The sequence below is a fragment of the Proteiniborus sp. MB09-C3 genome (assembly GCF_030263895.1).
GTDB lineage: Bacteria > Bacillota > Clostridia > Tissierellales > Proteiniboraceae > Proteiniborus.
Genome location: NZ_CP127161.1, coordinates 2,466,627 through 2,490,735 on the forward strand (window position 1 = coordinate 2,466,627; position 24,109 = coordinate 2,490,735).

Consider the following 24,109-nt stretch of genomic DNA (forward strand, 5'->3'; position numbering starts at 1 on the left):
CATGTATGATCAAGCAGAAAAACTAAGACAATTAATAAAAAAAACAGGAAATTCTCATCAAGAAAGTGATATCAAAAAAAGGACTAATGATACAAGAATTATTGCTGTTACTAGTGGAAAAGGTGGCGTTGGAAAAACAAATTTTACTATTAATCTAGCCATTTCACTAAGCAATCTGGGATATAGTGTCATTGTAATGGATGCTGATATAGGTCTTGCAAATATTGATGTATTGTTAGGTTTGCTTCCCAAAGATACTATAAGCAGTGTATTAAACAAAAATAAAAAAATAACTGATGTTATTACTGATGGGCCAAATGGTATAAAAATAATTGCTGGTGGTTCTGGCCTATATGATATGTTTCAGTTAGATCAGGAAAATATAGAGCACTTAAAAAAGCAGTTGATGGAATTAGAGAACTTATTTGATTTTGTGCTAATAGATACTGGTGCAGGAATCTCAGAGATGGTTATGAGTTTTGTAACTGCTGCCCATGAAGTGATTTTAATAACAACACCAGAGCCAACTTCATTAACTGATGTATACGCACTTATTAAAGCATTGAGAATTAAAGGGTGCTATAATAAGCTTCAATTAGTAGTGAATAGGGTAGAAAGCCCGAATGAGGCATTTAGTGTATTTGAAAAATTAAGTATAGCATCAACTAAGTTTTTAAATACAAAGATAGAAAATCTAGGGTATATGCAAAATAGTAAACAGGTACTGGAGGCTGTAAAAAATCAGCATCCATTTGTAAATCTTTACCCTAACTCTACTGTAGCTAAAAATGTTAACAGTATCGCAATTAAGATTATAGGGACTCCTATAGAAAATGAAAATAACAATTTTTTGAGTTTTATTAGTAAATTTAAAAGCTTTTTTCGTCAATAATAAAACTTAGCTTAAATTCAATTATATAAATGTCTATTTGAAGGGGGTAAGTTCCTAGTGTCTATAGGTTCATTTGCACTAAAAGTAGGAGATAAAATTGAAATTTCAAAATTGGAGTATCCTGTAAACAAATATAGTAGTCAGATATTAGATATATTAAATGATAAAGAGTACATAATTGGTGGGCCAATACGAAGAAGCACTATTATACATATTAGACCAAATACTATTATAGAAGTTAGCTATTATAAAGAAAAAATAGGAAAGTTTATTTTTAAAGCATTAGTAAGAGATATATGGGAGAAAGGAATATATAAATTAAGGATAGAAAGACTCAATGATATTATCAAAATTCAGGAGCGTAACTTCTTCAGACTACCGATATCAATAAAAGTCCAAAAGAAATACGAAGTAAAAAACGAAGGTGAAGATAAAGCCATAGAAGAGATATGCAGAACTGGAGATATAAGTGGAGGAGGACTAAGACTCTTTTCAAATTTTAAGCATAAGAAAAACGATCAATTATCACTTACTCTATTTATAGAAGATATGGAGTTTAACATGCAAGGAGAAGTTGTGAGAGTCTTTGAATCTAGAAGCGATGATTACAAATATGAAATTGGGGTTAAGTTTAAAGATATTGATAGTATTCAAAGAGACACAATCGTTAAATTCATTTTTGAACAACAAAGAGAACTTAGGAAAAAAGGGTTGATTTAAATGACAATTAAGGTAATGGTAGTAGATGATTCTGCATTTATGAGGAAAATAATATCTGACATATTAAAAGATGATAGAGACATTGAGGTACCATGGACAGCAAGAAATGGACAAGATGCATTAGAAAAATTAAAATATGTTAATCCAGACATAATTACACTGGATATTGAAATGCCAGTAATGGATGGAATCACTACTTTAAGGGAGATAGTAGAAAAATACAGCACTCCTGTAGTAATGTTAAGTAGTCTAACTGTAGATGGTGCAGAGTCAACTATAAAGGCCTTAGAAATTGGCGCGATAGATTTCATAACTAAACCGACTGGTATTTTTGATTTAAATAAAAAAGAAGAAAGAGTTAAGCTAATAGAAAAAGTCAAGGTAGCTTCCAAAATTAATAGAAATTCTAAAGGTTACATTTCTAGTGCAAAGCCTAAGAATATATACAAATCTTTTACTTTAGACAAAAGTAAAGAATTGGAATTTGTTATTGCTATTGGGACTTCAACGGGTGGACCTAAAGCTTTACAATCAGTGATTCCTCAAATTCCCGCGGATATTAATGGTAGTATTTTAGTTGTACAGCATATGCCAGAAGGATTTACTAAGTCTTTAGCTACAAGGCTAGACTCTATGTCTAATATTAGGGTAAAAGAAGCAGAGGATGGAGAAAAGCTGATAAGAGGATATTGTTACATTGCTCCAGGTAACCATCACCTAACAGTTCACGAAGAGAAAGATGGAATTACCTTGAGACTTAATCAAAATCCTTCCGTATCTGGACATAGACCATCTGTTGATGTGATGATGGACTCTGTTGCAGCAATAAAATCCTTGAAAAAAGTAGCTATTATCATGACTGGTATGGGTTCTGACGGCGCCAATGGAATGAAAAAAATATCTGACACTGGTGGTTTTACTGTAGCACAGGATGAAGATAGCAGTGTGGTATTTGGAATGCCAAAGGCGGCTATAAATAACGGTTCTGTTAATAAAATATTGCCATTAAATGAAATAAGTAATGAGATAATGAATATATTGGGGGTGTAAGATATGGATATAAATATGAATCAATATCTTGATATGTTTATCGAAGAATCTAAAGAGCATTTGCAGTTTATGAATGAGCATCTATTAAATCTGGAAAAGAATCCTGATGACAAAGACCTTATTAATGAGATTTTTAGGATAGCACATACTTTAAAGGGAATGTCAGGAACTATGGGTTTTAGTAAGATAGCAAATCTTACTCATGAAATGGAGAATTTACTTGATGCAGTAAGAAGTAATAAAATGGAGGTTTGTTCAGAGATTGTAGATTTACTATTCTCTTGTTTTGATGTACTTGATGAGTACATAGGCAATATTACAAGCACTGGGAAAGAGGGAGAGCAGGATAGCACTGAGTTAATTCAGCAGCTTAATGACAGGTTAAATGGCAGAAAGAATACATCATATAGTAGTCAACCTGTTAAAAACAATAAATCTAAGAAAACTGACTTAGATGAATATGTTATCAATGCAATTAGAAAGGCAAAAAGTAAAAGATTAAATGTCTATAGTTTAGTAGTCAGGTTAAGTGAAAGCTGCTTACTGAAATCTGCTAGAGCGTTTATCGTTTTCAATACCTTAGAATCCTATTCAGATATAATTCACTCTTTACCATCAACTGAAGACATAGAAGACGAAAAATTTAATTTTGAATTTTCACTAACACTGGTTACAGAGAAGGCAAAGGAAGAAATAAAAAATGATATTTTAATGATTTCTGAAATTGATAAAGTTGAAATAGATGAAGTATCAATTGAGGGTATGAATATCGAAGAGGAAAATCAAATTGATGCTAAGAGCAATGAGGCCATTGAAATCGACAAAGAAGGCAATACAGAAGTCAATTCAAGCAATGAAACAGTTGTACATGAAAAGAAAAAGGTAGCCAGTATTATTGGTAAAACTGTTAGAGTAGATATAGATAGATTAGATAATTTGATGAACTTAGTAAGCGAACTAATAATAATCAAGACTAGACTTGAAGATAGTGGCAATACTGAAAGAAGCAACATGAATGAGGCAATTGAATATCTAGAGAGAATCACTACAAACCTTCATGATGCAGTAATGAAAGTAAGGATGGTCCCTATAGAAAGAGTATTCAATAGGTTCCCAAGAATGGTAAGAGACCTTGCTAAAGAGCTTGGCAAAGAAATTGAGTTAGAAATGACTGGTGAAGAAACAGAAGTTGATAGAACAATAATTGACGAAATAGGAGATCCGCTTATTCATCTTATTAGGAATTCTCTTGATCATGGAATAGAAAGCCCTGAAACTAGGAAGGAAAGAGGAAAGCCAGCCATAGGTAAGATAAAGCTTAGAGCATACCCTGATGGAAATAATGTAGTTATTGAGTTAGAAGACGACGGAGCAGGAATTGACGTTGAAAAAGTTAAAAGAAAATCAGTAGATAAAGGTCTATTGACTCAGGCAGAAGCTAAAGAATTAGCCGATAACGAGATTATTGAACTATTATTTAAGCCTGGCTTTAGTACGGCAGATTCAGTCTCAGATGTATCAGGTAGAGGTGTAGGTTTAGATGTGGTAAAAAATAAAATTGAATCTATAAATGGTATTGTAGAAGTTGAGACAAGCCATCACAAAGGCAGTAAGTTTAGCATAAGGTTACCTTTAACACTTGCTATTATTCAAGCACTTCTAATAAATATAAAAGAAGAAATATATGCGATACCATTAAGCTCTATAAGGGAAATAACTCCTGTTCAAAGTAATGAAATTAGGAAAATACAAAATCAAGAGGTTGTGCTATTTAGGAATAATACCCTTCCAATAATTAGACTTAATAGAGTATTAGGAAAATATGATACTGAAGATGATGAAGAAGCAATAATGGTTGTAGTAAAAAAAGGTGAAAAAGAAGCTGGATTAATAGTGGACAAGTTAATAGGGCAGCAAGAAATTGTAATTAAATCCCTGGGTAAATACCTATCAGGAATACCATATTTAGCTGGTGCGACTATTTTAGGTAATGGACAGATTTCTTTGATTTTAGATGTTAACTCTTTATTCTAGAGAAAAGGAGGGTAAATATGAGCGACACAAATATTAATACAAAGTACGTGGTATTTAAAATAGATAATGAGTATTATGGAATTGATATTAGTAATGTAAAGTCTATAGAAAGGGTACAGTATTTTACTAGAGTGCCCAATTCACCCTTGTATATAAAAGGTGTGATTAATCTTAGGGGCGAAGTAGTGCCTGTAATAGATCTAAGACTAAGGTTTGAGCTAACTCACAAGGAGATAGATTCTAATTCTAGGATAATAATTGTCTTTGTAAATGATATAGAGATCGGCCTATTAGTAGACTCGTCTTCGGAGGTAATTGAAATTAACTCTGAAGATATTGATAGCCCACCAATGGTAAAGGATAATGCGGCTGAAGTCTTTATTAAAGGAATTGGAAAGCAAGATGGAAAACTAATAATACTAATTGATATCGAGAAAGTTATAGGAATCAAGGAGATTGAACAAGTCGGTTAGGGGTGAAAGAACATGGTGGATATGAACAACTTAAATTCTATCTTGTTAGATGTTTTAAAAGAGCTAGGAAACATAGGATCTGGAAATGCAGCAACTGCACTTGCGACTATGATTGATAAAAAAGTTGATATGAGGGTGCCTCAGGTAAAAATTCTGGAATTTAAAGATGTAGGTGAAATCTTAGGAGACAGTGAAACACCAGTAGTAGGCATTTACTTCAAAATGTCTGATGAAATAGAAGGAAATATTATGTTTGTATTAGATATTGATTCAGCATTAAATTTAACTAATATGCTTTTTGGCCGCAGTAATTCAAAAAACGAACTAGACGAAATGGATATGTCTGCTTTGTCTGAAGTTGGGAACATTTTGTCAGCATCGTATATTAATTCCTTAAGTGCTCTTACTGGATTAAAGTTAAAGCTTTCTGTTCCATCTATTTGTGTAGACATGGCTGCTGCAATTCTTAGTGTACCTGCAGTTCAATTTGGTCATATTGGAGAACATGTTATTTTTATAGAAACCCAGTTTGAAGAGGATGATAGATTAATTACAGGAGATTTATTTCTGATACCAGAGGTTGATTCTTTTGAAAAAATATTAAGTAGTTTAGGGGTAGTTGGATAATGGAAATAGTTAAGGTAGGGATGGCAGATTTTAAAGTGATAAAATCCACAGGTATATTGACCACATTAGGTCTTGGTTCATGTGTAGGTATTGCTTTATATGATAGAATAAACAAGGTTGCAGGACTAGCGCATATCATGCTGCCGTCCAGTACGGAAATAAAAAACAATAGCAATAAAGCTAAGTTTGCTGATACTGCAATTCAAGAACTAGTAAAGGAAATGATTCTACTAGGAGCAAATAAAAAATATATAACTGCTAAACTTGCAGGTGGTTCTCAAATGTTTTCTTTTGATTCAAATACTGATATTTTGAGAATAGGAGAAAGAAACACATTGGCTTCAAAAAAGAAATTACAAGAATTAGATGTGCCTATAGTCGCTGAGGATACTGGGGGAAATTATGGTAGAACTATTGAGTTAAATAGCCAAGATGGCAATCTATTAATAAAAACAATAGGACATGGTGTAAAAAACATATAAAGGTTAACTTTTACCACCTTTTTTGGAGGTGACAATATGGCAATTGACGAGTTATGGAAACTCTATAAAGATACTAAAGATATTGAGTATAAACAAACCTTAATTGAACGATATGTCCAACTAGTCAAGATTGTTGCTGGTAGAATGTATAATTATTATGGTGGAAATGTTGAGTATGAAGACTTAATAGGGTTTGGAATATTTGGGCTTATTGATGCAATAGATAAATTTGATATTAACAGAGATTTAAAATTCGAGACCTATGCTCAGATCAGAATAAGAGGCTCCATCATAGATAGTTTAAGAAAAATCGATTGGGTACCTAGGGGATTGAGAAAAAAGGCAAAAGAGATAGAAAAAGCAGTGAGCATCATAGAAAACAAACTTGGAAGAAGTGCTACAATCAAAGAAATTGCTGACGAACTAAATATTAATGAAATAGAAGTGGAAAGTATACTTTCAGAGATTTCAACTATAAATGTACTATCTTTAGAGGAAACACTAGTCAGCAAAGGGGATATATATTTAAATTTGAGTGATTTGGAAAGTCCAGAGAAAAAGTTCGAAATTAAAGAACTAAAGTCTATTCTAAAGGAAGCTATAGAGGATCTTAATGAGAAGGAAAAAATAGTAGTTTCTTTATATTATTTTGAAGAGTTAACATATAAAGAAATAGCAAATATTTTAGAGGTTTCCGAATCGAGAATATCTCAGCTACATAGTAAAGCTATTCTATCACTTAGAAACGTATTAACATCAAAAGGAATTGGGAAATATTAATTATTAGGATGTGATTATATGTCTCAAAATTATGTTATTTTAGAGGGTAAGGATCTTAATACATTAATAGATGAAGGACTTAATAGATTAAAAAAAGACAAGGATCAAGTAGAGATTGAGGTTTTAGAAAAAGACAAATCATTAATGGGGGTATCTATCAGAGATTACAAGATAAAGATGTCATTAAAGCAGCCTATTAGTGAAGAAATCCATATGAGCAAAGAAATAGCAAAAAGTGAAAAATTATTAGATTTAATATCAAGTGAGTCTTATAATAAAGACTATTTTATGCTAAAATTTTTAGATGATGGTGTATATCTTACTATTCTAGATTGGGACACTTTTTATTCAAATACAAGACAAGTACTTGATGCAATAAGAAAGAAAAAAATAACAGATATCGATATTAAAGCAATAGAAGAAGCTTTAAATTCCACAGAGAAAAAAGAGTTTAAGATTGCGCCAAAGCAAGAAGAAATATTGTTTGATGCAGAGCTGAATATAGATATTTCAAAGGACAGCTTATATGCTTATATTACATTAATTCCTCCAGATGGTGGAAAAGAAATGGAAATAGATTCAGCGTTAGAAGAAATCGGTAAACAAATTAAACATGGATTGGATATCAACTTAGTTAGTAAAGTAATTAGTGAGAGACATTACAACAATAAAACATTAGTAGCAACAGGTGAAGTAGCCATAGATGGAGAAGATGGCTATATAAAGTATCTTTTTTCAGATAAGACAAATACAACTCCTCGTATGCTAGAGGATGGCAGTGTTGATTTTAGAAACCTTGACATAATACACAATGTTAGAATGGGAGATATATTAGCAGAATTGATACATCCAACTAGTGGTAAGCAAGGTACTACAGTACGGGGAGAGCTTATAAAGTGTAAAAACGGAAAAGAAGCAATATTTAGATATGGCAAAAATGTAAAAGTTTCTGAAGATGGAAACAAGTTAATAGCAGAAAAAGATGGGCAGGTACGTTTAGAAGATGGCAAGGTTGAAGTGAATGAAGTCCTTGAAGTAAAAGAAAATGTTGATAATTCAACAGGTAATATAAAATTTAATGGCACTATTAAAATTAGAGGTAATGTTATAACTGGATTTAAGGTAGATTCAGATGGAGATGTGGAAATTGAAGGAGTAGTTGAGGGTGCTGAAATAACTAGTCTAGGTAATATTCTTTTAAAAAGAGGAATTCAAGGATATAATAAGGGCAGACTTATTTCTAAAGGCTCTATTGTTGCAAAATATATTGAAAATAGCTATTTAGAAGCTGATAGTGATATTATAGCAGATGCAATAATGCATAGCGAGGTGTCTAGCAAGGGAAATATAAAAGTATCTGGGAGAAAAGGTTTAATTGTCGGAGGAACCTGTAAAGCAGCCGTTGAAATAGCAGCTAAAACCATTGGTTCAACTATGGCAACTGCAACTATTTTAGAAGTGGGAGTGGTTCCAGGTCAAAGAGCTAATCAAGAAGCAATTAAGAGCAAAATCGATGAAACTGAAAGTAATATTGAAAAGTTAAATAAAACCATTACCTTATTTAATAGACTATCTAAAAATGGCGAATTAACAGAAGAAAAAGAAGACATGTTGAGCAAAACCATTCGAACAAGAAATATCCTTAATCAAAACCTAGATAATCTAAAAAAAGAATTAGCCTACATTGGAATGCAGATAGAATTATTATCTAGAGGTAGGGTAAAAGCTGAGAATGTTATATATCCTGGAGTAAAGATTATTATTGGTAACAGCACTATGTTTGTAAGAGATGAAATAAAGCATTGTACTATCTATAGAGAAGATAACGAAATAAAGATTGGTCCATATGAATTATAATAGTATTAAGGGGGTATTATTCGATGAGACCAATTGATTTAAATAACCTTGTTCCAAATACACAATTAGTTTCAAAGGTACAGCATGTAGAAAATAACAAGCAAAAACATTTTGTACATGATCAAACCATAATCCAAAATAGAAAGTTTGAGAGAGAGCTAAAGAAGGTTAATACAACAGATAAACCATATCATGTTAAGATCGATAATAAACAGAAGGGTAATAAAGGCAAGGGTAACCATGGGGAAAAAGAGGAGAAATCTAACCAAGAAAAAAATGAAAAAGAAATAAGCAAAAAAACTGAGAGCATATCATGCGGAACTGTAGGCACTAAAATTGATATTAAAATTTAATGAGGTGCAGAATGAATACTATTATATTCTTTTTTGGTTTACTTTTGATTATATTATCATCTATAGCTATTATGTATAATAAAAAGAGTGAAAAAAACATCATTAAGGAGACAGTCTTATCAAATTATACTGCTGGGATTAGTTCTTATCCAGAGGAAAAAAAAGCACGCTTTGATAAAATATTAGATGCTGCTAATGATAATAAGGAAGCTGTGTTTATTGATGAAAAATCGTTTTCGGATTCATTTGATAAGGAATCCAGTTTTGCAGATGTTAATACTAATAACATTATTGACTATAGAGAAGAAGTAAAGGGTGACATTCAGAATTATAGTTTTGATAAAATTATTGAACTAAGTAATTCAGGATTAAAGGCAGAAGAGATTGCAAAGATTACGAGCAAAGGTATTAGAGAAGTCGAGATTATTTTAAGGCTTCAGAATAAGAAAAGTAATTAACAAAATATAGTATAAAAACGAAAAAAAAGAGGATTATAGTATAATACCATGTATATCGTAAAAAACTTATTGCTAAATTAAACGTGGTATGTTATACTACATAAGGTGAAACTACACACACTCTTTGATCTTTAGGGTTGTGCCATTATGGTGCCCTATAGAGCTGAGAAGAGTGGAGGAAAAACAAAGGGAGGTGAATGGCATGTCAGTTATTACTATGAAAAGTCTTTTAGAAGCAGGAGTACATTTTGGACATCAGACAAGAAGATGGAATCCAAAGATGGCAGAATATATTTTTACCGAAAGAAATGGAATATACATTATTGATTTACAGAAGACAGTTGTAAAAGTAGAGGAAGCATATGAATTTATTAAAGATGTAGCTGCTAATGGTGGAGAAATACTTTTTGTTGGTACAAAGAAACAAGCACAGGAATCTATTGAAAGCGAATCAAAAAGATGCGGCATGCATTTTGTAAGCCAAAGATGGCTTGGAGGAATGCTTACAAACTATAAGACAATAAGAAAAAGAATTGAGAGACTTCAACAGCTTCAAAAAATGGAGGAAGACGGAACTTTCGATGTTCTTCCTAAGAAAGAAGTAATTAAATTGAAGCATGAAGCTGAGAGATTAGAAAAATTCCTCGGTGGCATTAAAAATATGCAAAGAACACCAGATGCATTATTCGTTGTTGACCCTAGAAAAGAAAAAATTGCAGTTAAGGAAGCTAGGATACTTGGAATACCTGTAGTAGGGATTGTAGATACAAATTGCGATCCAGAAGAAGTAGATTTTGTAATTCCAGGAAACGATGATGCAATAAGAGCTGTTAAGCTACTTACTGAAACTATTGCTAATGCTGTCTTAGAGGGTAAACAAGGCGAGCAAATAGAAGAGTAATCATAAAGGTAAGGGTTATAGGGGATTTTTTCCCTTACTGCTCTTACCTTTTTAATTTAAAAGGAGGCATGGAAAATGGCTATATCAGCAGGAATGGTTAAGGAATTAAGAGAAAGAACAGGCGCTGGAATGCTTGATTGTAAAAAAGCTTTAGAGGAAACAAACGGAGACATTGAAAAAGCTATCGATTTGTTAAGAGAAAAAGGATTGTCGAAGGCTGCTAAAAAAGCAGGAAGAATTGCATCCGAAGGTATTGTAGAAGCATACATACATGGAGGCAGAATTGGTGTATTGATTGAAGTTAATACTGAGACAGACTTTGTTGCAAAAAATGAAGAGTTTAGAGCTTTTGTAAAAGATATGGCAATGCAAGTAGCAGCTTCAAATCCTAGATATGTTTCAGTAGATGAAGTTCCACAAGATGAAATAGAAAAAGAAAGAGAAATATTAAAGCATCAAGCATTAAATGAAGGCAAACCTGAGCATATTGCAGAAAAAATGGTTGAAGGAAGAATTGAAAAATACTATAAAGAGGTATGCCTATTAGAACAACCATTTATTAAAGATTCTGATGTTGCTGTAAAGGACCTTTTAGCTGAAAAAATTGCTAAGATTGGTGAAAATATTAAAATAAGAAGATTTGTTAGATATCAGGTTGGAGAAGGCCTAGAAAAAAGAGAAGAAAACTTTGCTGAAGAGGTAGCTAAACAAATCAATGGCTAATTGGATGGAGAACACAAAGTGTTCTCCATTTGAATAAAAATTTCAGGCCTTTTATTCAGGTGAAATTACTATTTATTGAAGGTATTTTTAATATAATGTAGAATATGTATGCTAGGAGTGTTTACATGATAGAACCCAAATATAAAAGAATTGTTCTTAAACTAAGCGGTGAAGCATTAGCAGGAGATAAAGGTTTTGGTATCGATGAAAACACTATTGTTAAGATAGCTGAAGAAATAAAAAAAATACAAGAGATGAAAGTGCAGGTGGCCATAGTAGTTGGAGGAGGAAACTTTTGGAGAGGCAGAAGCTCAGAAGGAATGGATAGAACGACTTCAGACTACATGGGAATGCTAGGAACTACAATTAATGCACTTGCTTTACAGGATGCTTTAGAAAAGATAGGTGTTTTAACAAGGGTACAGACTGCTATTGAAATGAGACAAATTGCGGAGCCTTATATAAGAAGAAGAGCTATTAGGCATTTAGAAAAAGGTAGAGTTGTGATTTTTGCAGGTGGTTCAGGTAATCCTTATTTTTCAACTGATACTACGGCTGCACTGAGAGCTGCAGAGATTGAAGCAGAGGTTATCTTACTTGCTAAAAAAGGTGTAGATGGAGTTTATGATTCTGACCCTTATTTGAACACAGAAGCTAAAAAATTTGAGAAATTAAAATATATAGATATATTAAACTTAGGGTTGGGAATTATGGATTCTACTGCTACTTCATTATGTATGGATAACAAAATACCTTTAATTGTTTTCGGTATCGATGATGCCAACAATATTGTAAGAATTATTCAGGGAGATCAAATTGGAACACAAGTAAAGGAGGAATGATTATGTATCTAGATATTCATAAGCAAACAGAAGAAAGGATGAAAAAAGCTATTAAGTCATACAAAGATGAACTTAATAGTGTAAGGGCTGGAAGAGCTAATCCTACTTTATTAGACAGAATTTCTATTGATTATTATGGAACTCAAACACCACTAAACCAAATAGCAAATATATCTGCACCAGAGCCAAGACTCCTTGTCATTCAACCATGGGATGTTAACGTTGTATCTCAGATTGAAAAGTCAATTTTGAAATCAGACTTAGGTCTAAACCCATCAGTTGATGGGAAGATAATTAGACTAGCTATACCTCAACTAACAGAGGAACGAAGAAAGGAATTAATAAAAGTAGTGAAAAAGGTTGCAGAGAATGCAAAAGTTGCTATTAGAAATGGTAGAAGAGAAGCAAATGAACAGATTAAGAAATTGCAGAAATCTTCGGAAATAACTGAGGATGAACAAAAACAAGCAGAAGATCAAATGCAAAAAATTACAGATAAATACATTGAAGAGATTGATAGCTTACTAGGCCAGAAAGAGAAGGAGCTATTGGAGGTATAGTTTTTTTGAATGAATTTGATGTTTTAGGTTTCCCATTAGAAGAAGGATTAGTTTTTTTAAGAAGATTAGGTGACAAAAGAATAGAGATTAAAGGGACAACAGCAAATAAAAAGGATAAAGAGACTTTACTATTTGAGCCAAGGATAATCAGATGTACTGAAACTGAAAGTATTATTACTGTTGTAATTAGTTACTTTTAACCCCTTCTTATGTAAAGAAGGGGTTTTTAGTAGTTTCTATGCTATATGGAGGTAATAGATATGAGCACAAAAAGTATTAATTTTATGTTAAATAAAATAGATATGGATAGGATGCCTAAACATGTGGCTATAATAATGGATGGTAATGGGAGATGGGCAAAAAAAAGATTACTTCCAAGGACAGCAGGCCATAGAGAAGGAGTAGAAAGAGTCAAGGAAATTGTTGAGGAAGCTGGAAATCTTGGAATACCATACTTAACCCTATTTGCTTTTTCTACAGAAAATTGGGGACGTCCTAAAGATGAAGTTGATACATTAATGAAACTTTTAGTTGAATATTTGAAAAAAGAACTTAATACCTTACATGAAAATAATGTAAAAATAAACATTTTGGGTAACTTAGATAAATTGCCTCCTACACCGAGAAAAGAAGTATATAATGCAGTTGAGAAAACAAAATACAATAGTAAAATGAATTTAAATATTGCATTAAATTATGGTGGTAGATATGAAATAGTTAATGGGATAAAGTTATTAGTAAATGATGTGAAAAGTGGTAACATTAATTTAGACGATATAGATGAAGACTTATTTAAGAACTATCTTTTTACAAAAGATCAACCTGATCCTGATTTGCTAATTAGACCAAGCGGAGAAAAACGTATAAGTAATTTTTTACTTTATCAAATTGCTTATACAGAATTTATTTTTACAGATGTATACTGGCCAGAGTTTACTACAGAAGAATTTTATAAATCTATAATTGAATTTCAAAGTAGAAAACGTAGATTTGGGGGAATTTAGGTGAATAGCTATGAAGGTTAGAGTTATTTCTGGAATTATTGGGTTAGTTATTCTTTTTACAGTGGTTTTAGTAGGCGGTCAAGTATTAAATATTTCTACTCTATTGATTTCCTTTATAGGACTATATGAATTTGATAGAGCAGTAAGAAAAATTAATGGACTCAAGCCCATACTAGTTATTAATTATTTATTTACAATTTGTTTATACACTTTACTTATGATAAATAAAAATAATTTATTTACACTTATACTATTTATATATATTATGTCTTTACTATGCTTATTAGTTTTTGATGAGAAGGTAAAGATTAGCGATATAGCAGTTACTGCTCTAGGGGCTTTATATATACCTTTTTCCATTTCGCATATAGCCTTACTAGGTGGAAGTATTTATATTTGGCTAGTCTTCATAACTGCTTGGGGTACAGATACTTTTGCTTATTTTGTTGGGGTTAATTTTGGAAAGAGAAAATTATGTCCTAACTTAAGTCCAAATAAAAGCATAGAAGGTTCTTTCGGAGGAATTTTAGGAAGCTTATGCTTAGCCTTGATATTTTCCTTTTACTTTAAGCTTGATAATGTATTTGGCATCGCCGTATTAAGTATTATTTGTTCAGTAATGGCACAAATCGGAGATTTAACTGCTTCAAGAATCAAGAGACTAGCTAATATTAAAGATTATGGAAAAATAATGCCTGGACATGGAGGTATTTTAGATAGATTTGATAGCATACTTTTTACTGGACCCTTAGTATATTATTATATAGCTTTATTTGTTTTATAATAGTTCTCTATCTAAAACTATGTAATAATAACTAATAATGGTTGTCAGAATAGGAGTGATATTTTGAAAGGAATAAGTATATTAGGGTCTACGGGTTCAATAGGGACTCAGGCCTTAGATGTGATTAAGCATTCTGGAGAATATAAAGTCATTGCATTAACAACAAATAGAAATATCGACTTATTAGAACAGCAAGCTTTAGAATTTTCTCCAAGGCTTGTTGCCGTTATGGACTTAGATAAATCTAAGATTTTAAAAGATAGACTAAGAGGGTATAATATAAAAGTAGTGTCTGGCATAGAGGGATTAATAGAAGCAGCTGCCATAGAAGGAGCGGATGTGGTAATTACTTCTGTAGTTGGTATGATAGGCCTGCTTCCTACTTTAGAGGCAATTAAATCTGGTAAAAAAATTGCACTTGCCAACAAAGAAACTTTAGTAACAGCAGGTGAAATTGTAATGAAAGAGGCTTCAAAGAATAAAGTGGATATAATACCTATTGATAGCGAGCATTCTGCTATCTTTCAAGGCTTGAGATGTGGGAATAGAGATGAGGTTTCTAAGCTAATATTGACTGCCTCAGGAGGACCCTTTAGAGGAAAATCCACAAATGATTTAAAGAATATTAAAGTGGAAGAGGCACTTAAGCATCCAAACTGGTCTATGGGTAAAAAGCTAACTATAGATTCAGCTACTTTAATGAATAAAGGCTTAGAGCTTATTGAGGCTAAATGGTTGTTTAACGTTGATATTGATAAAATAGATGTGATAGTACATCCTCAAAGTATAATTCACTCAATGGTAGAATATATTGATGGTAGTATAATTGCTCATATGGGTATTCCTGATATGAGAATACCCATTCAATATTCATTGACTCACCCTAAAAGAATAGGAAACCAATTAAAAAAACTTGATTTTATTGCTTTAAAGGAGCTCACATTTGAGTTACCTGATACAAAGGTTTTTCCATGTTTAGAGCTAGCATATGAAGCTATTAAGTCTGGAGGAACTATGCCTGCAGTATTAAATGCTTCAAATGAAGTTGCTGTAGAGCTGTTTTTAAGCAATAAAATTGGTTTTTTAGAGATACCTAATATCATTCATAATGTTATGACTCGTCATATTTTAATTAAAAATCCTACATTAGATGATATTCTAGAAAGTGATAAATGGGCAAGAGAAGTAGTTATAAATAGAACATGTAATTAAGGGTGGTGTTTTGTAATTGAAAACAGCTTTAGCGACGATTTTTGTGTTTTTTATAGTTGTAGTCTTTCATGAATTTGGACATTTCATTATAGCAAAGATTTCAGGAATAAAGGTACATGAATTTGCCATTGGAATGGGTCCTCAATTATTCAAAATAAATAAAGGGGATACAGATTATAGCCTAAGACTTTTACCTATTGGTGGCTATGTCAGAATGGAAGGTGAAGATGAATATTCTGAGGATGCAAGGAGTTTTAGTAAAAAGCCTATTGGAACTAGAATGGCAGTTATTGCTGCAGGGGCTATAATGAACTTTATTTTAGCGATTATCGTGTTCAGTATTTATTCTTACAATGTAGGCGTGCCTACTACAACCATAGATGAAGCTACAGAAAAGTTGCCTGCATATGAATCAGGACTTAGAAGTGGCGATACTATTATAAGCATTAACAATTTTAAGGTAAATAGTTGGGGAGATATTTCAAAAATTATTAACGCTGCACAGGGAGAAAAAATAACAGTTTTAGTTACAAGAAATGAAAAAGAACATAATTTTACAATTAAACCGATAATAAATAAAGAAGAAAATAGACTGATTATCGGTATTTCCCCTAAAACGACCAGATCTTTGTCGTTAGCAATAAAGAGTGGATTCCAGAATATGATAATGATCTTGGGATTGATGTTTCAATTTATTGCTATGCTCTTCAAAGGTAAAGTGAGTAGTGGAGATATTTCAGGCCCTGTGGGTATAGTTTATCTTGTGGGAGAAGCTGCTAAGTCAGGCTTTCAATATGTCCTTTATGTTGCAGGATTTATAAGTATAAACCTAGGATTTTTTAATTTACTGCCAATACCTGCACTGGATGGAAGCAGGCTTGTATTTCTGCTGTTTGAACTAATTCGAGGAAAGCCAGTAAAGCCAGAAAGAGAAGGATTTATCCACTTTATAGGGTTTGTATTTTTAATTGCATTGATGTTAATTGTGGCTTATAAGGACATAATTAAATTCAACATTTTTTAGGCGGTGAAGCTATGAGAAGAAAAAGCAAGGAAATATTTATAGGTAATGTAGGCATTGGAGGAGAGCAACCTATAACTGTTCAATCAATGACAAACACAGATACAAGGGATGCGGAAAAGACGATTAAACAAATATTAGAGCTTGAAAAAGAAGGCTGTGATTTAGTGCGTGTTGCTGTTCCTGATAAGGAAGCCGCTGAAGCCATAAAAAGAATAAAGCAAGGAATTAATATTCCCCTTATAGCTGATATACATTTTGATTATAGGCTTGCCCTTAACTCAATAAAAAATGGAGTAGACGGCCTTAGAATAAATCCAGGGAATATTGGTTCAAAGGATAAAGTAAGGGAAGTAGTTTTGGCATGCAAGGAAAGACAAATTCCCATAAGGATTGGGGTTAATTCAGGCTCAATTAAACGAGAAGTAATTGAAAAATATAAGGGAGTGAATGAAGATTCTATAGTCTATAGTGCATTAGAGCATATTAGAATATTGGAAGATTTGAATTATGATAATATCAAGATTTCTTTAAAAGCTACAGATGTGGAATTAACCGTAAATGCATATAAAAAAGCAGCTGAAATAATAGATTATCCCTTTCACATTGGAATAACTGAATCGGGTACTCCTTGGAGTGGCACCATTAAATCGGCCATAGGCATTGGTTCATTGCTCCTTATGGGCATTGGTGATACCATAAGGGTTTCACTTACAGGTAATCCTGTTGAGGAAGTAAGAGTTGGTAAACAAATATTAAGGACATTAGGATTACTTAAAGATAAGATAGAGATTATTTCATGCCCCACTTGTGGCAGGACCCAGATTGATCTAATTAATCTAGTTGGTAGAGTTGAAGAGAGAATTAGAGGCATATCAAAGCCCATAAAAATTGCAATTATGGGATGTGCAGTCAATGGGCCTGGAGAAGCTAGAGAAGCTGACTTAGGAATAGCAGGCGGTGTAGGGTGTGCCCTCATATTTAAAAAAGGTGAGATAATTAAAAAAGTTGAAGAGGATAAGTTACTTGATGAACTTATTAATGAAATAGAAAAATTATAGATAAAACTAGGGTGATAAAATGTGCTCTGTAACTGTAATAATACCCGCATATAACGAAGGCAAAACTATTGGTGAAGTTATTAAAGTAGTGAAGAAAGTTAAATTAGTTGATAAAGTCATAGTAGTGAGCGATGGCTCGGTAGATAATACTGTAGATATTGCCAAAAAACATGATGTAGAAATACTGGAGTTAGTAAATAACATTGGTAAAGGTGGAGCATTAAGCAAAGGTGTAGATGCTACATATTCAGAAATTATATTATTTTTGGATGCAGACCTTATTGGAATAAACGAGCAGCATGTTATTGATTTATTAATTCCAGTTATAGATGGAGAAGTTGATATGACAATTGGTGTATTTACTAATGGAAGGTTTACAACAGATTTAGCACAGAAAGTAGCACCATATCTATCTGGGCAAAGAGCAATTAAGCGATATATATTTGAAAATATACCTGGTATTGACATCACAAGATACGGCGTAGAGGTAGCTTTAACTAAATACGTAGCGAATAATAACATAAAGTCTAAAGAAGTTACATTGAAAAACCTTACTCATGTAATGAAAGAGGAAAAGTTAGGGCTAGTGAAAGGCTTTGCTTCTAGACTTAAAATGTATTGGGATATTGTAAAAATATTAACTAATATAGATAGGTGATGGAATGCTTTCGGTTAAAGAGGTAACTTTTAGATTGATACTTTCTGTTTTTTTATCAGGTATTATTGGTATTGAAAGAGAAAGCATCAAAAGGCCTGCTGGGCTTAGGACCCACATTTTAGTATGTGTTGGGTCAACACTTGTTATGCTTACATCTATATTCATTTTTGATATGTTTAAAGAGCAAACTGCCTTGCAGCCTGATAGACTTGGAGCACAGGTTATAAGCGGAATAGGTTTTTTAGGAGCAGGGACAATTATTAGGCAAGGAGATACAGTTAGGGGATTAACTACAGCAGCTAGCTTATGGGCAGTTGCATGTATAGGAATTGCTATAGGGGCAGGTTTTTATATAGGTGCTATAATTTCTGTTTTATTAGTTCTAGTTACTCTATTATCTTTCTCTAGGGTTGAAAAGCGTATAAAAGTTAGAAGCAACTATTTGAACCTAGAAATAACTGCTATCAATAAGCCGGGACAGTTAGGAAAGATATGCAAAACCATTGGAGATTTAGGTGGACATATTTTAAGTATTGAGCTAGAACCTGAGGATGATCAAATAGAAATAGTAAATTTAATAATAAAAGTTCCTAATCTTTCCTTAAAAAATGACTTAATTAATAAATTAAGCAATGAAGACGGCGTTGTAAATGTATTAAACAGATCATAATACAGGAGGATATGTAGTATGGCCTTGCTAAAGAAAAAAACTCTTAATAGCCTTTTAGAGGCTTTAGGTATAGATAATAAGAATGAATCTATGTCTAATATTATTATTGAAAGAGTTACTGTAAATACTAATAATAAAGCATTAAAATTATACTTGAAATCAGATAATATTATAACGAATGATTTAATTGATGAAATTAAATCAAGATTATTAAATAGATTTATTGGACTAGATAACATTTTTATATCAATGAATTATAAAGATATGAAATGCAGTAAAGAATCCTTAATCGATCTTTATATGACGAATATTTTGGATTTAATTAGAAATGAAATACCCTCAAGTTCAGCTTGGATAGATTCAATTAAATGGGAAGCCAGTAACGAAATATTAAATATTTACATAGGAAGTAAGATAGGATTAACAGCTTTACATAATAAAGTTATGGACAAGCAAATAGAAGAACTGATAAATGATGATTTGGGATTAAACTATAAAATTGAATTCAATTATGTTGAGAGTCAACTTCTATCAGAAGAAGAGCATTATAAAATCAAAGAAATAGAAGAGACTAAGATGCTAGAGAATCTATTAGCAGAAGTAAATGATAATGGGAAAAAGTTTGATTCCAAGAAAAAAAATTCAAATGATAGAAAAAATTCAGGCTCACTTATCTATGGAAATAAAATACAAAATGAAATAATAAAGATTTCTGATATTAATATTGAATCAGGAAGCGTTGCTATTGAGGGAGAAATATTTGATTTAGATTGCAAAGAAATCAAAGGTGACAAAAAAATATATACATTTAACATTACTGATCTAACAAGTTCAATTACTATAAAGATTTTTGCGAACAAGAAGGTGCAAGAAGTCTTTGATTCGAGTCTAGTAGAAGGCTTGTATGTAAAAGCCTATGGCGATGTAATTTATGATAACTATTTAAGACAAATAGCTATCAACCTGAGGTCATTAGAACTAGCCGAAAGAACAGTAAGAGTTGATAATTGCCAAGAGAAAAGAGTTGAACTTCATTGTCATACAAAAATGAGTGCTATGGACGGAGTTTCTAATTTTAGTGATATTGCGAAAAGAGCTGCTGATTGGGGACATAAAGCCTTAGCTATTACAGACCACGGCGTTGTTCAAGCTTATCCAGAGGGCATGGAATCTGCGAAAAAATATGGAATAAAGATATTATATGGTGTAGAGGGATATTTAGTCAATGATATTAAACCCATTGTAACTTATACAAAATCACAAGATATTGATACAGAATATGTTGTATTTGATATTGAGACTACTGGATTTTCAAATAAAAATGATAAGGTAACTGAAATTGGAGCTGTTAAGATAATAAATGGTCAAGTTGTTGATAGATTTAGTCAACTGATAAATCCAAAGATAAAAATACCAGAGAAAATAATTGAACTAACAGGAATTACGGATGAGCTTGTTGCAAATGAACCTATTATAGATGAGGTTTTACCTAGGTTTATTGAATTTATAGGAAATAGTGTTTTAGTAGCTCATAATGCATCCTTTGACACGGGATTTATTAGAGAAAATTGTAATCGTATTGGTTTAGTATTTAATAATACTACACTAGATACTTTACAGCTTTCAAGAGAATTACTTCCACATTTAAAAAGTCACAAGCTAAATATCATAGCTAAGCACTTAAATGTTAGTCTTGAAAATCATCATAGAGCTGTTGATGACTCTGAGGCAACTGCTAAAATTTTTATCAAATTAGTTGAAATGCTTAAGGAGAAAGGTGTTACAAAGCTTGAAGAAATAAATACTGTATTTGAAGGCAACAAAAATATTAAATCAGATAGTACTTTCCATATAATTATATTTGCTAAAAATCAAAATGGTCTTAAAACCTTATATAAAATAATTTCTGAATCTCATTTAAAGTATTTTCATAGAAGACCAAGAATACCTAAATCTATGCTTTCGAAATATAGAGATGATTTGGTTATAGGAACAGCATGTGAAGCAGGTGAGCTATATAAAAGTATTTTATCTAATAGAGCAGAGGATGAAATAAAAGATATAGTTAATTTCTATGATTTTCTGGAAATTCAGCCTCTTGCAAATAACATGTTTTTAATAGACAACAATTCAGTAAAAGACATAGATGAACTAAAATCTATAAATAGAAAAATAGTTGAACTAGGTGAAGAACACGATAAACCTGTGGTAGCAACAGGAGATGTACATTTTTTAGATCCTCACGAAGAAATGTATAGACGTATACTACTAGCTGGGCAGGGTTTTTCCGATGCAGATAAACCTATGCCGTTATATTTAAGGACTACTAATGAAATGCTAGAGGAATTTAGTTATTTAGGAGAGAAAAAAGCAAAAGAAGTTGTAATACAGAATACAAACCTTATAGCTGACATGATAGAGGAAATATTACCAATCCCAGATGGAACCTATCCTCCAGTTATTGATGGAGTAGACGAAGAACTTAGAAATATGAACTATAAGAAGGCGAAAGAGATTTATGGTGACCCTTTACCCGAGATAGTACAGGCTAGATTAGATAGAGAGTTGAATTCAATTATTTCTAATGGATATGCAGTTATGTATATAATTGCACAGAAATTAGTTACAAAGTCACTAAGTGATGGTTATCTTGTTGGCTCAAGAGGTTCAGTAGGTTCTTCTTTTGTTGCAACTATGAGTGATATAACGGAGGTAAATCCTCTACCACCTCATTATATATGTGAAAACTGTAAAAACTGCGAGTTTATTCTTGATGGTTCTTTTAGCTCTGGAGCAGATCTTCCTAATAAGATATGTCCTAAATGTGGAGCTCAATATAAAAAGAATGGGCATGATATACCATTTGAAGTTTTCTTAGGATTTGAGGGAGACAAGGAACCAGATATTGACCTAAACTTTGCAGGGGAATATCAACCTAAAGCCCACCAGTATACGGAAGAAGTCTTTGGAAAGGGTTATGTATTTAGAGCTGGTACAATAGGCACTATTGCAGAAAAGACTGCATATGGATATGTGAAAAAATATTTTGAAGAAAGAAACATATCTGTTAATAATGCTGAAATAAATCGTTTAGTAAGAGGTTGTACTGGAATAAAAAGAACCTCAGGACAACATCCAGGAGGAGTTATGGTTGTACCTAACTATAAGGAAATATATGATTTTACACCTATACAATATCCCGCAGATGACAGTAAATCAGGTGTAATAACAACCCATTTTGACTATCACTCTATAAGTGGTAGAATCCTTAAATTAGATATACTTGGGCATGATGTACCAAGTATTATAAGGATGTTGGAAGATATTACAGGCATTAATGCACAGAGTATTCCATTAGATGACAAAGATACCTTAAAGCTCTTCACTAGCACTGAACCACTAGGTGTCACTACGGAAGAAATAAATACTGAAGTTGGCACTCTTGGAGTACCTGAATTCGGAACAAAATTTGTAAGACAAATGCTGGTAGATACTGGACCAACTACTTTTGGGGAATTAGTAAGAATAAGTGGGCTATCTCACGGAACCGATGTATGGGTAAATAATGCACAGGATTTAGTAAGAAATGGAGTTGCTAAGTTAACTGGGGTTATATCGACCAGAGACGATATAATGCTCTATCTAATATATAATGGGCTAGATAAAAAAAGATCCTTTAAGATAATGGAAAGAGTAAGAAAGGGGAAGGGGTTATCGGAGGAGGACGAAGAATACATGAGGGAAAATAAAATACCAGAATGGTATATACAGTCATGTAACACCATAAAATACATGTTTCCTAAGGCCCATGCTGTTGCGTATGTTATGATGTCCTTCAGAATAGCCTATTTTAAAGTACATTATCCAAGTGCCTTTTATGCTACTTATTTTACTTCAAAGGCAATAGATTTTGATGCAGAACTTGCTTTAAAGGGTAAAGAAGTTGTAAAAAATAAGATCCAAGAGTTAGAGAATATGGGGAATAACAAAACTGCAAAAGAAAAAAACCTGCTTACGGTTCTAGAAGTTGTACTTGAAATGTATTCAAGAGGCTTAGAATTCGAAAGAGTTGATTTATACAAGTCAGATAGTGATAAGTTTATAATTGGAGAAAAAGGCTTAATTCCTCCACTTAAATCCCTGGAGGGAGTTGGAGAAAATGCAGCAAGAAGTATTGCTGAGGAAAGGAAAAAAAGTGAATTTATATCCTTAGAAGACTTGACCAGTAGGTGTAAGATAACAAAAACTGTTTTAGAAGCTCTAGAGGCTCACGGATGCCTTGAAGGTATTCCTGAAAGCAATCAGCTTACTTTATTTAATATTTGATTTTTGGAAAAAACTATGATAAGCTTAAAATAAATAAACGTATGCAGCAAGAGTGGGTTTTCCCACTCTTACTTTGTTATAGTACGTATTTTAGAATAATTAGGCTATTTTATGGCAAAATATTAAAGTAATTGCTTGGAGGTGAATATATGAAAAAAAATGCATTAGAGAGCATGATCACTGAAATTGTAGCCCCAATATTAATGGAATATAATGTTCAACTAGTTGATGTTGAATATGTAAAAGAAGGTCCAAATTTGTACTTAAGAGTTTTTATTGACAAGCCTGGTGGAGTAACAATAGATGATTGCCAAAAGGTCAGTGAAGAATTAAGTACTCTTCTTGATGAAAAAGACCCTATACAAGATAATTATTTTCTAGAAGTATCTTCTCCTGGGCTTGACAGACCACTAAAAAATAATAAAGATTTGGAAAGAAGCATTGGAAAAGATATAGAAATTAGTTTATATAAGCAAATAAATGGTAAGAAAAAATATACAGGTAAATTTGTTGAATTTGATGATAATAATATCGTTATAAGCGATGAAAAAGAAGAGAATATGCAAATAAGCAGAGATATTATTGCAAAGATTAATTTAGCAATTAAATTTTAGTGGGGAG

General features: G+C 32.2%; 25 protein-coding genes. All 25 read left to right on the forward strand.

The window, feature by feature from the left end:
* The first annotated feature begins 1 nt into the window (after window position 1).
* The 25 genes from QO263_RS12010 to rimP all read left to right on the forward strand — a co-directional run bounded on the left by QO263_RS12010 (window position 2) and on the right by rimP (window position 24,102).
* On the forward strand, window positions 2-892 hold the full coding sequence (locus tag QO263_RS12010; RefSeq protein ID WP_285621714.1) for a MinD/ParA family protein: 891 nt from the start codon (window positions 2-4) through the stop codon (window positions 890-892).
* A gap of 57 nt (window positions 893-949) precedes the next feature.
* A complete protein-coding gene (locus QO263_RS12015) occupies window positions 950-1,612 on the forward strand; it encodes a flagellar brake protein (protein ID WP_285621717.1) in 663 nt (220 codons plus the stop codon).
* Complete coding sequence (locus tag QO263_RS12020) at window positions 1,613-2,662, forward strand: protein-glutamate methylesterase/protein-glutamine glutaminase (RefSeq protein WP_285621720.1); 1,050 nt, start codon at window positions 1,613-1,615, stop codon at window positions 2,660-2,662.
* Window positions 2,663-2,665: 3 nt separating this feature from the next.
* The gene (locus tag QO263_RS12025; RefSeq protein ID WP_502928667.1) at window positions 2,666-4,696 is read left to right on the forward strand and encodes a chemotaxis protein CheW; all 2,031 of its coding nucleotides are present in this window, start codon (window positions 2,666-2,668) and stop codon (window positions 4,694-4,696) included.
* Between the two features lie 17 nt (window positions 4,697-4,713).
* The gene (locus QO263_RS12030; protein WP_285621723.1) at window positions 4,714-5,169 is read left to right on the forward strand and encodes a chemotaxis protein CheW; all 456 of its coding nucleotides are present in this window, start codon (window positions 4,714-4,716) and stop codon (window positions 5,167-5,169) included.
* A gap of 12 nt (window positions 5,170-5,181) precedes the next feature.
* Window positions 5,182-5,796 (forward strand): chemotaxis protein CheC, encoded by a 615-nt coding sequence (locus QO263_RS12035; RefSeq protein ID WP_285621726.1) that lies wholly within the window; start codon window positions 5,182-5,184, stop codon window positions 5,794-5,796.
* Window positions 5,796-6,278 (forward strand): chemotaxis protein CheD, encoded by a 483-nt coding sequence (locus QO263_RS12040; RefSeq protein WP_285621728.1) that lies wholly within the window; start codon window positions 5,796-5,798, stop codon window positions 6,276-6,278. The genes QO263_RS12035 and QO263_RS12040 overlap by 1 nt, the downstream gene beginning before the upstream one ends.
* A 36-nt stretch (window positions 6,279-6,314) precedes the next feature.
* On the forward strand, window positions 6,315-7,058 hold the full coding sequence (locus QO263_RS12045; protein ID WP_285621731.1) for a FliA/WhiG family RNA polymerase sigma factor: 744 nt from the start codon (window positions 6,315-6,317) through the stop codon (window positions 7,056-7,058).
* An 18-nt stretch (window positions 7,059-7,076) separates the two neighbouring features.
* Window positions 7,077-8,915: a flagellar assembly protein A gene (locus QO263_RS12050; protein ID WP_285621734.1), complete on the forward strand. Its 1,839-nt coding sequence runs from the start codon at window positions 7,077-7,079 to the stop codon at window positions 8,913-8,915.
* Between the two features lie 23 nt (window positions 8,916-8,938).
* The gene (locus tag QO263_RS12055; RefSeq protein ID WP_285621737.1) at window positions 8,939-9,268 is read left to right on the forward strand and encodes a hypothetical protein; all 330 of its coding nucleotides are present in this window, start codon (window positions 8,939-8,941) and stop codon (window positions 9,266-9,268) included.
* An 11-nt stretch (window positions 9,269-9,279) separates the two neighbouring features.
* Window positions 9,280-9,726: a hypothetical protein gene (locus tag QO263_RS12060; protein ID WP_285621740.1), complete on the forward strand. Its 447-nt coding sequence runs from the start codon at window positions 9,280-9,282 to the stop codon at window positions 9,724-9,726.
* Window positions 9,727-9,928: 202 nt separating this feature from the next.
* Window positions 9,929-10,627 carry a 30S ribosomal protein S2 gene (rpsB, locus tag QO263_RS12065; protein WP_285621743.1) on the forward strand — a complete coding sequence of 233 codons (699 nt, stop codon included), beginning with the start codon at window positions 9,929-9,931 and terminating at the stop codon, window positions 10,625-10,627.
* Between the two features lie 75 nt (window positions 10,628-10,702).
* A complete protein-coding gene (gene tsf / locus QO263_RS12070) occupies window positions 10,703-11,350 on the forward strand; it encodes a translation elongation factor Ts (RefSeq protein WP_285621748.1) in 648 nt (215 codons plus the stop codon).
* Between the two features lie 125 nt (window positions 11,351-11,475).
* The gene (gene pyrH / locus QO263_RS12075; RefSeq protein ID WP_285621750.1) at window positions 11,476-12,192 is read left to right on the forward strand and encodes a UMP kinase; all 717 of its coding nucleotides are present in this window, start codon (window positions 11,476-11,478) and stop codon (window positions 12,190-12,192) included.
* Window positions 12,193-12,194: 2 nt separating this feature from the next.
* Entirely contained in the window at window positions 12,195-12,752 is a 558-nt protein-coding gene (frr, locus tag QO263_RS12080) for a ribosome recycling factor (protein WP_285621755.1), read from the forward strand.
* Window positions 12,753-12,757: 5 nt separating this feature from the next.
* Window positions 12,758-12,952, forward strand: a complete 195-nt coding sequence (locus QO263_RS12085) for a hypothetical protein (protein WP_285621759.1) — start codon at window positions 12,758-12,760, stop codon at window positions 12,950-12,952.
* Between the two features lie 60 nt (window positions 12,953-13,012).
* On the forward strand, window positions 13,013-13,756 hold the full coding sequence (gene uppS, locus QO263_RS12090) for an undecaprenyl pyrophosphate synthase (protein WP_285621761.1): 744 nt from the start codon (window positions 13,013-13,015) through the stop codon (window positions 13,754-13,756).
* A gap of 10 nt (window positions 13,757-13,766) precedes the next feature.
* A complete protein-coding gene (locus QO263_RS12095) occupies window positions 13,767-14,540 on the forward strand; it encodes a phosphatidate cytidylyltransferase (protein WP_285621764.1) in 774 nt (257 codons plus the stop codon).
* A 60-nt stretch (window positions 14,541-14,600) separates the two neighbouring features.
* Entirely contained in the window at window positions 14,601-15,752 is a 1,152-nt protein-coding gene (locus QO263_RS12100; protein WP_285629298.1) for a 1-deoxy-D-xylulose-5-phosphate reductoisomerase, read from the forward strand.
* A gap of 16 nt (window positions 15,753-15,768) precedes the next feature.
* On the forward strand, window positions 15,769-16,776 hold the full coding sequence (gene rseP / locus QO263_RS12105) for an RIP metalloprotease RseP (RefSeq protein WP_285621767.1): 1,008 nt from the start codon (window positions 15,769-15,771) through the stop codon (window positions 16,774-16,776).
* An 11-nt stretch (window positions 16,777-16,787) separates the two neighbouring features.
* A complete protein-coding gene (gene ispG / locus QO263_RS12110; protein ID WP_285621770.1) occupies window positions 16,788-17,834 on the forward strand; it encodes a flavodoxin-dependent (E)-4-hydroxy-3-methylbut-2-enyl-diphosphate synthase in 1,047 nt (348 codons plus the stop codon).
* A gap of 19 nt (window positions 17,835-17,853) precedes the next feature.
* Window positions 17,854-18,492: a glycosyltransferase gene (locus QO263_RS12115; protein ID WP_285621773.1), complete on the forward strand. Its 639-nt coding sequence runs from the start codon at window positions 17,854-17,856 to the stop codon at window positions 18,490-18,492.
* 4 nt (window positions 18,493-18,496) lie between these two features.
* A complete protein-coding gene (locus tag QO263_RS12120; RefSeq protein ID WP_285621776.1) occupies window positions 18,497-19,162 on the forward strand; it encodes an MgtC/SapB family protein in 666 nt (221 codons plus the stop codon).
* A gap of 18 nt (window positions 19,163-19,180) precedes the next feature.
* Window positions 19,181-23,488, forward strand: coding sequence for a PolC-type DNA polymerase III (locus QO263_RS12125; RefSeq protein ID WP_285621779.1), 4,308 nt, complete (start codon window positions 19,181-19,183; stop codon window positions 23,486-23,488).
* A 149-nt stretch (window positions 23,489-23,637) separates the two neighbouring features.
* Window positions 23,638-24,102, forward strand: coding sequence for a ribosome maturation factor RimP (gene rimP / locus QO263_RS12130; protein ID WP_285621781.1), 465 nt, complete (start codon window positions 23,638-23,640; stop codon window positions 24,100-24,102).
* The last annotated feature ends 7 nt before the right edge of the window (window positions 24,103-24,109 follow it).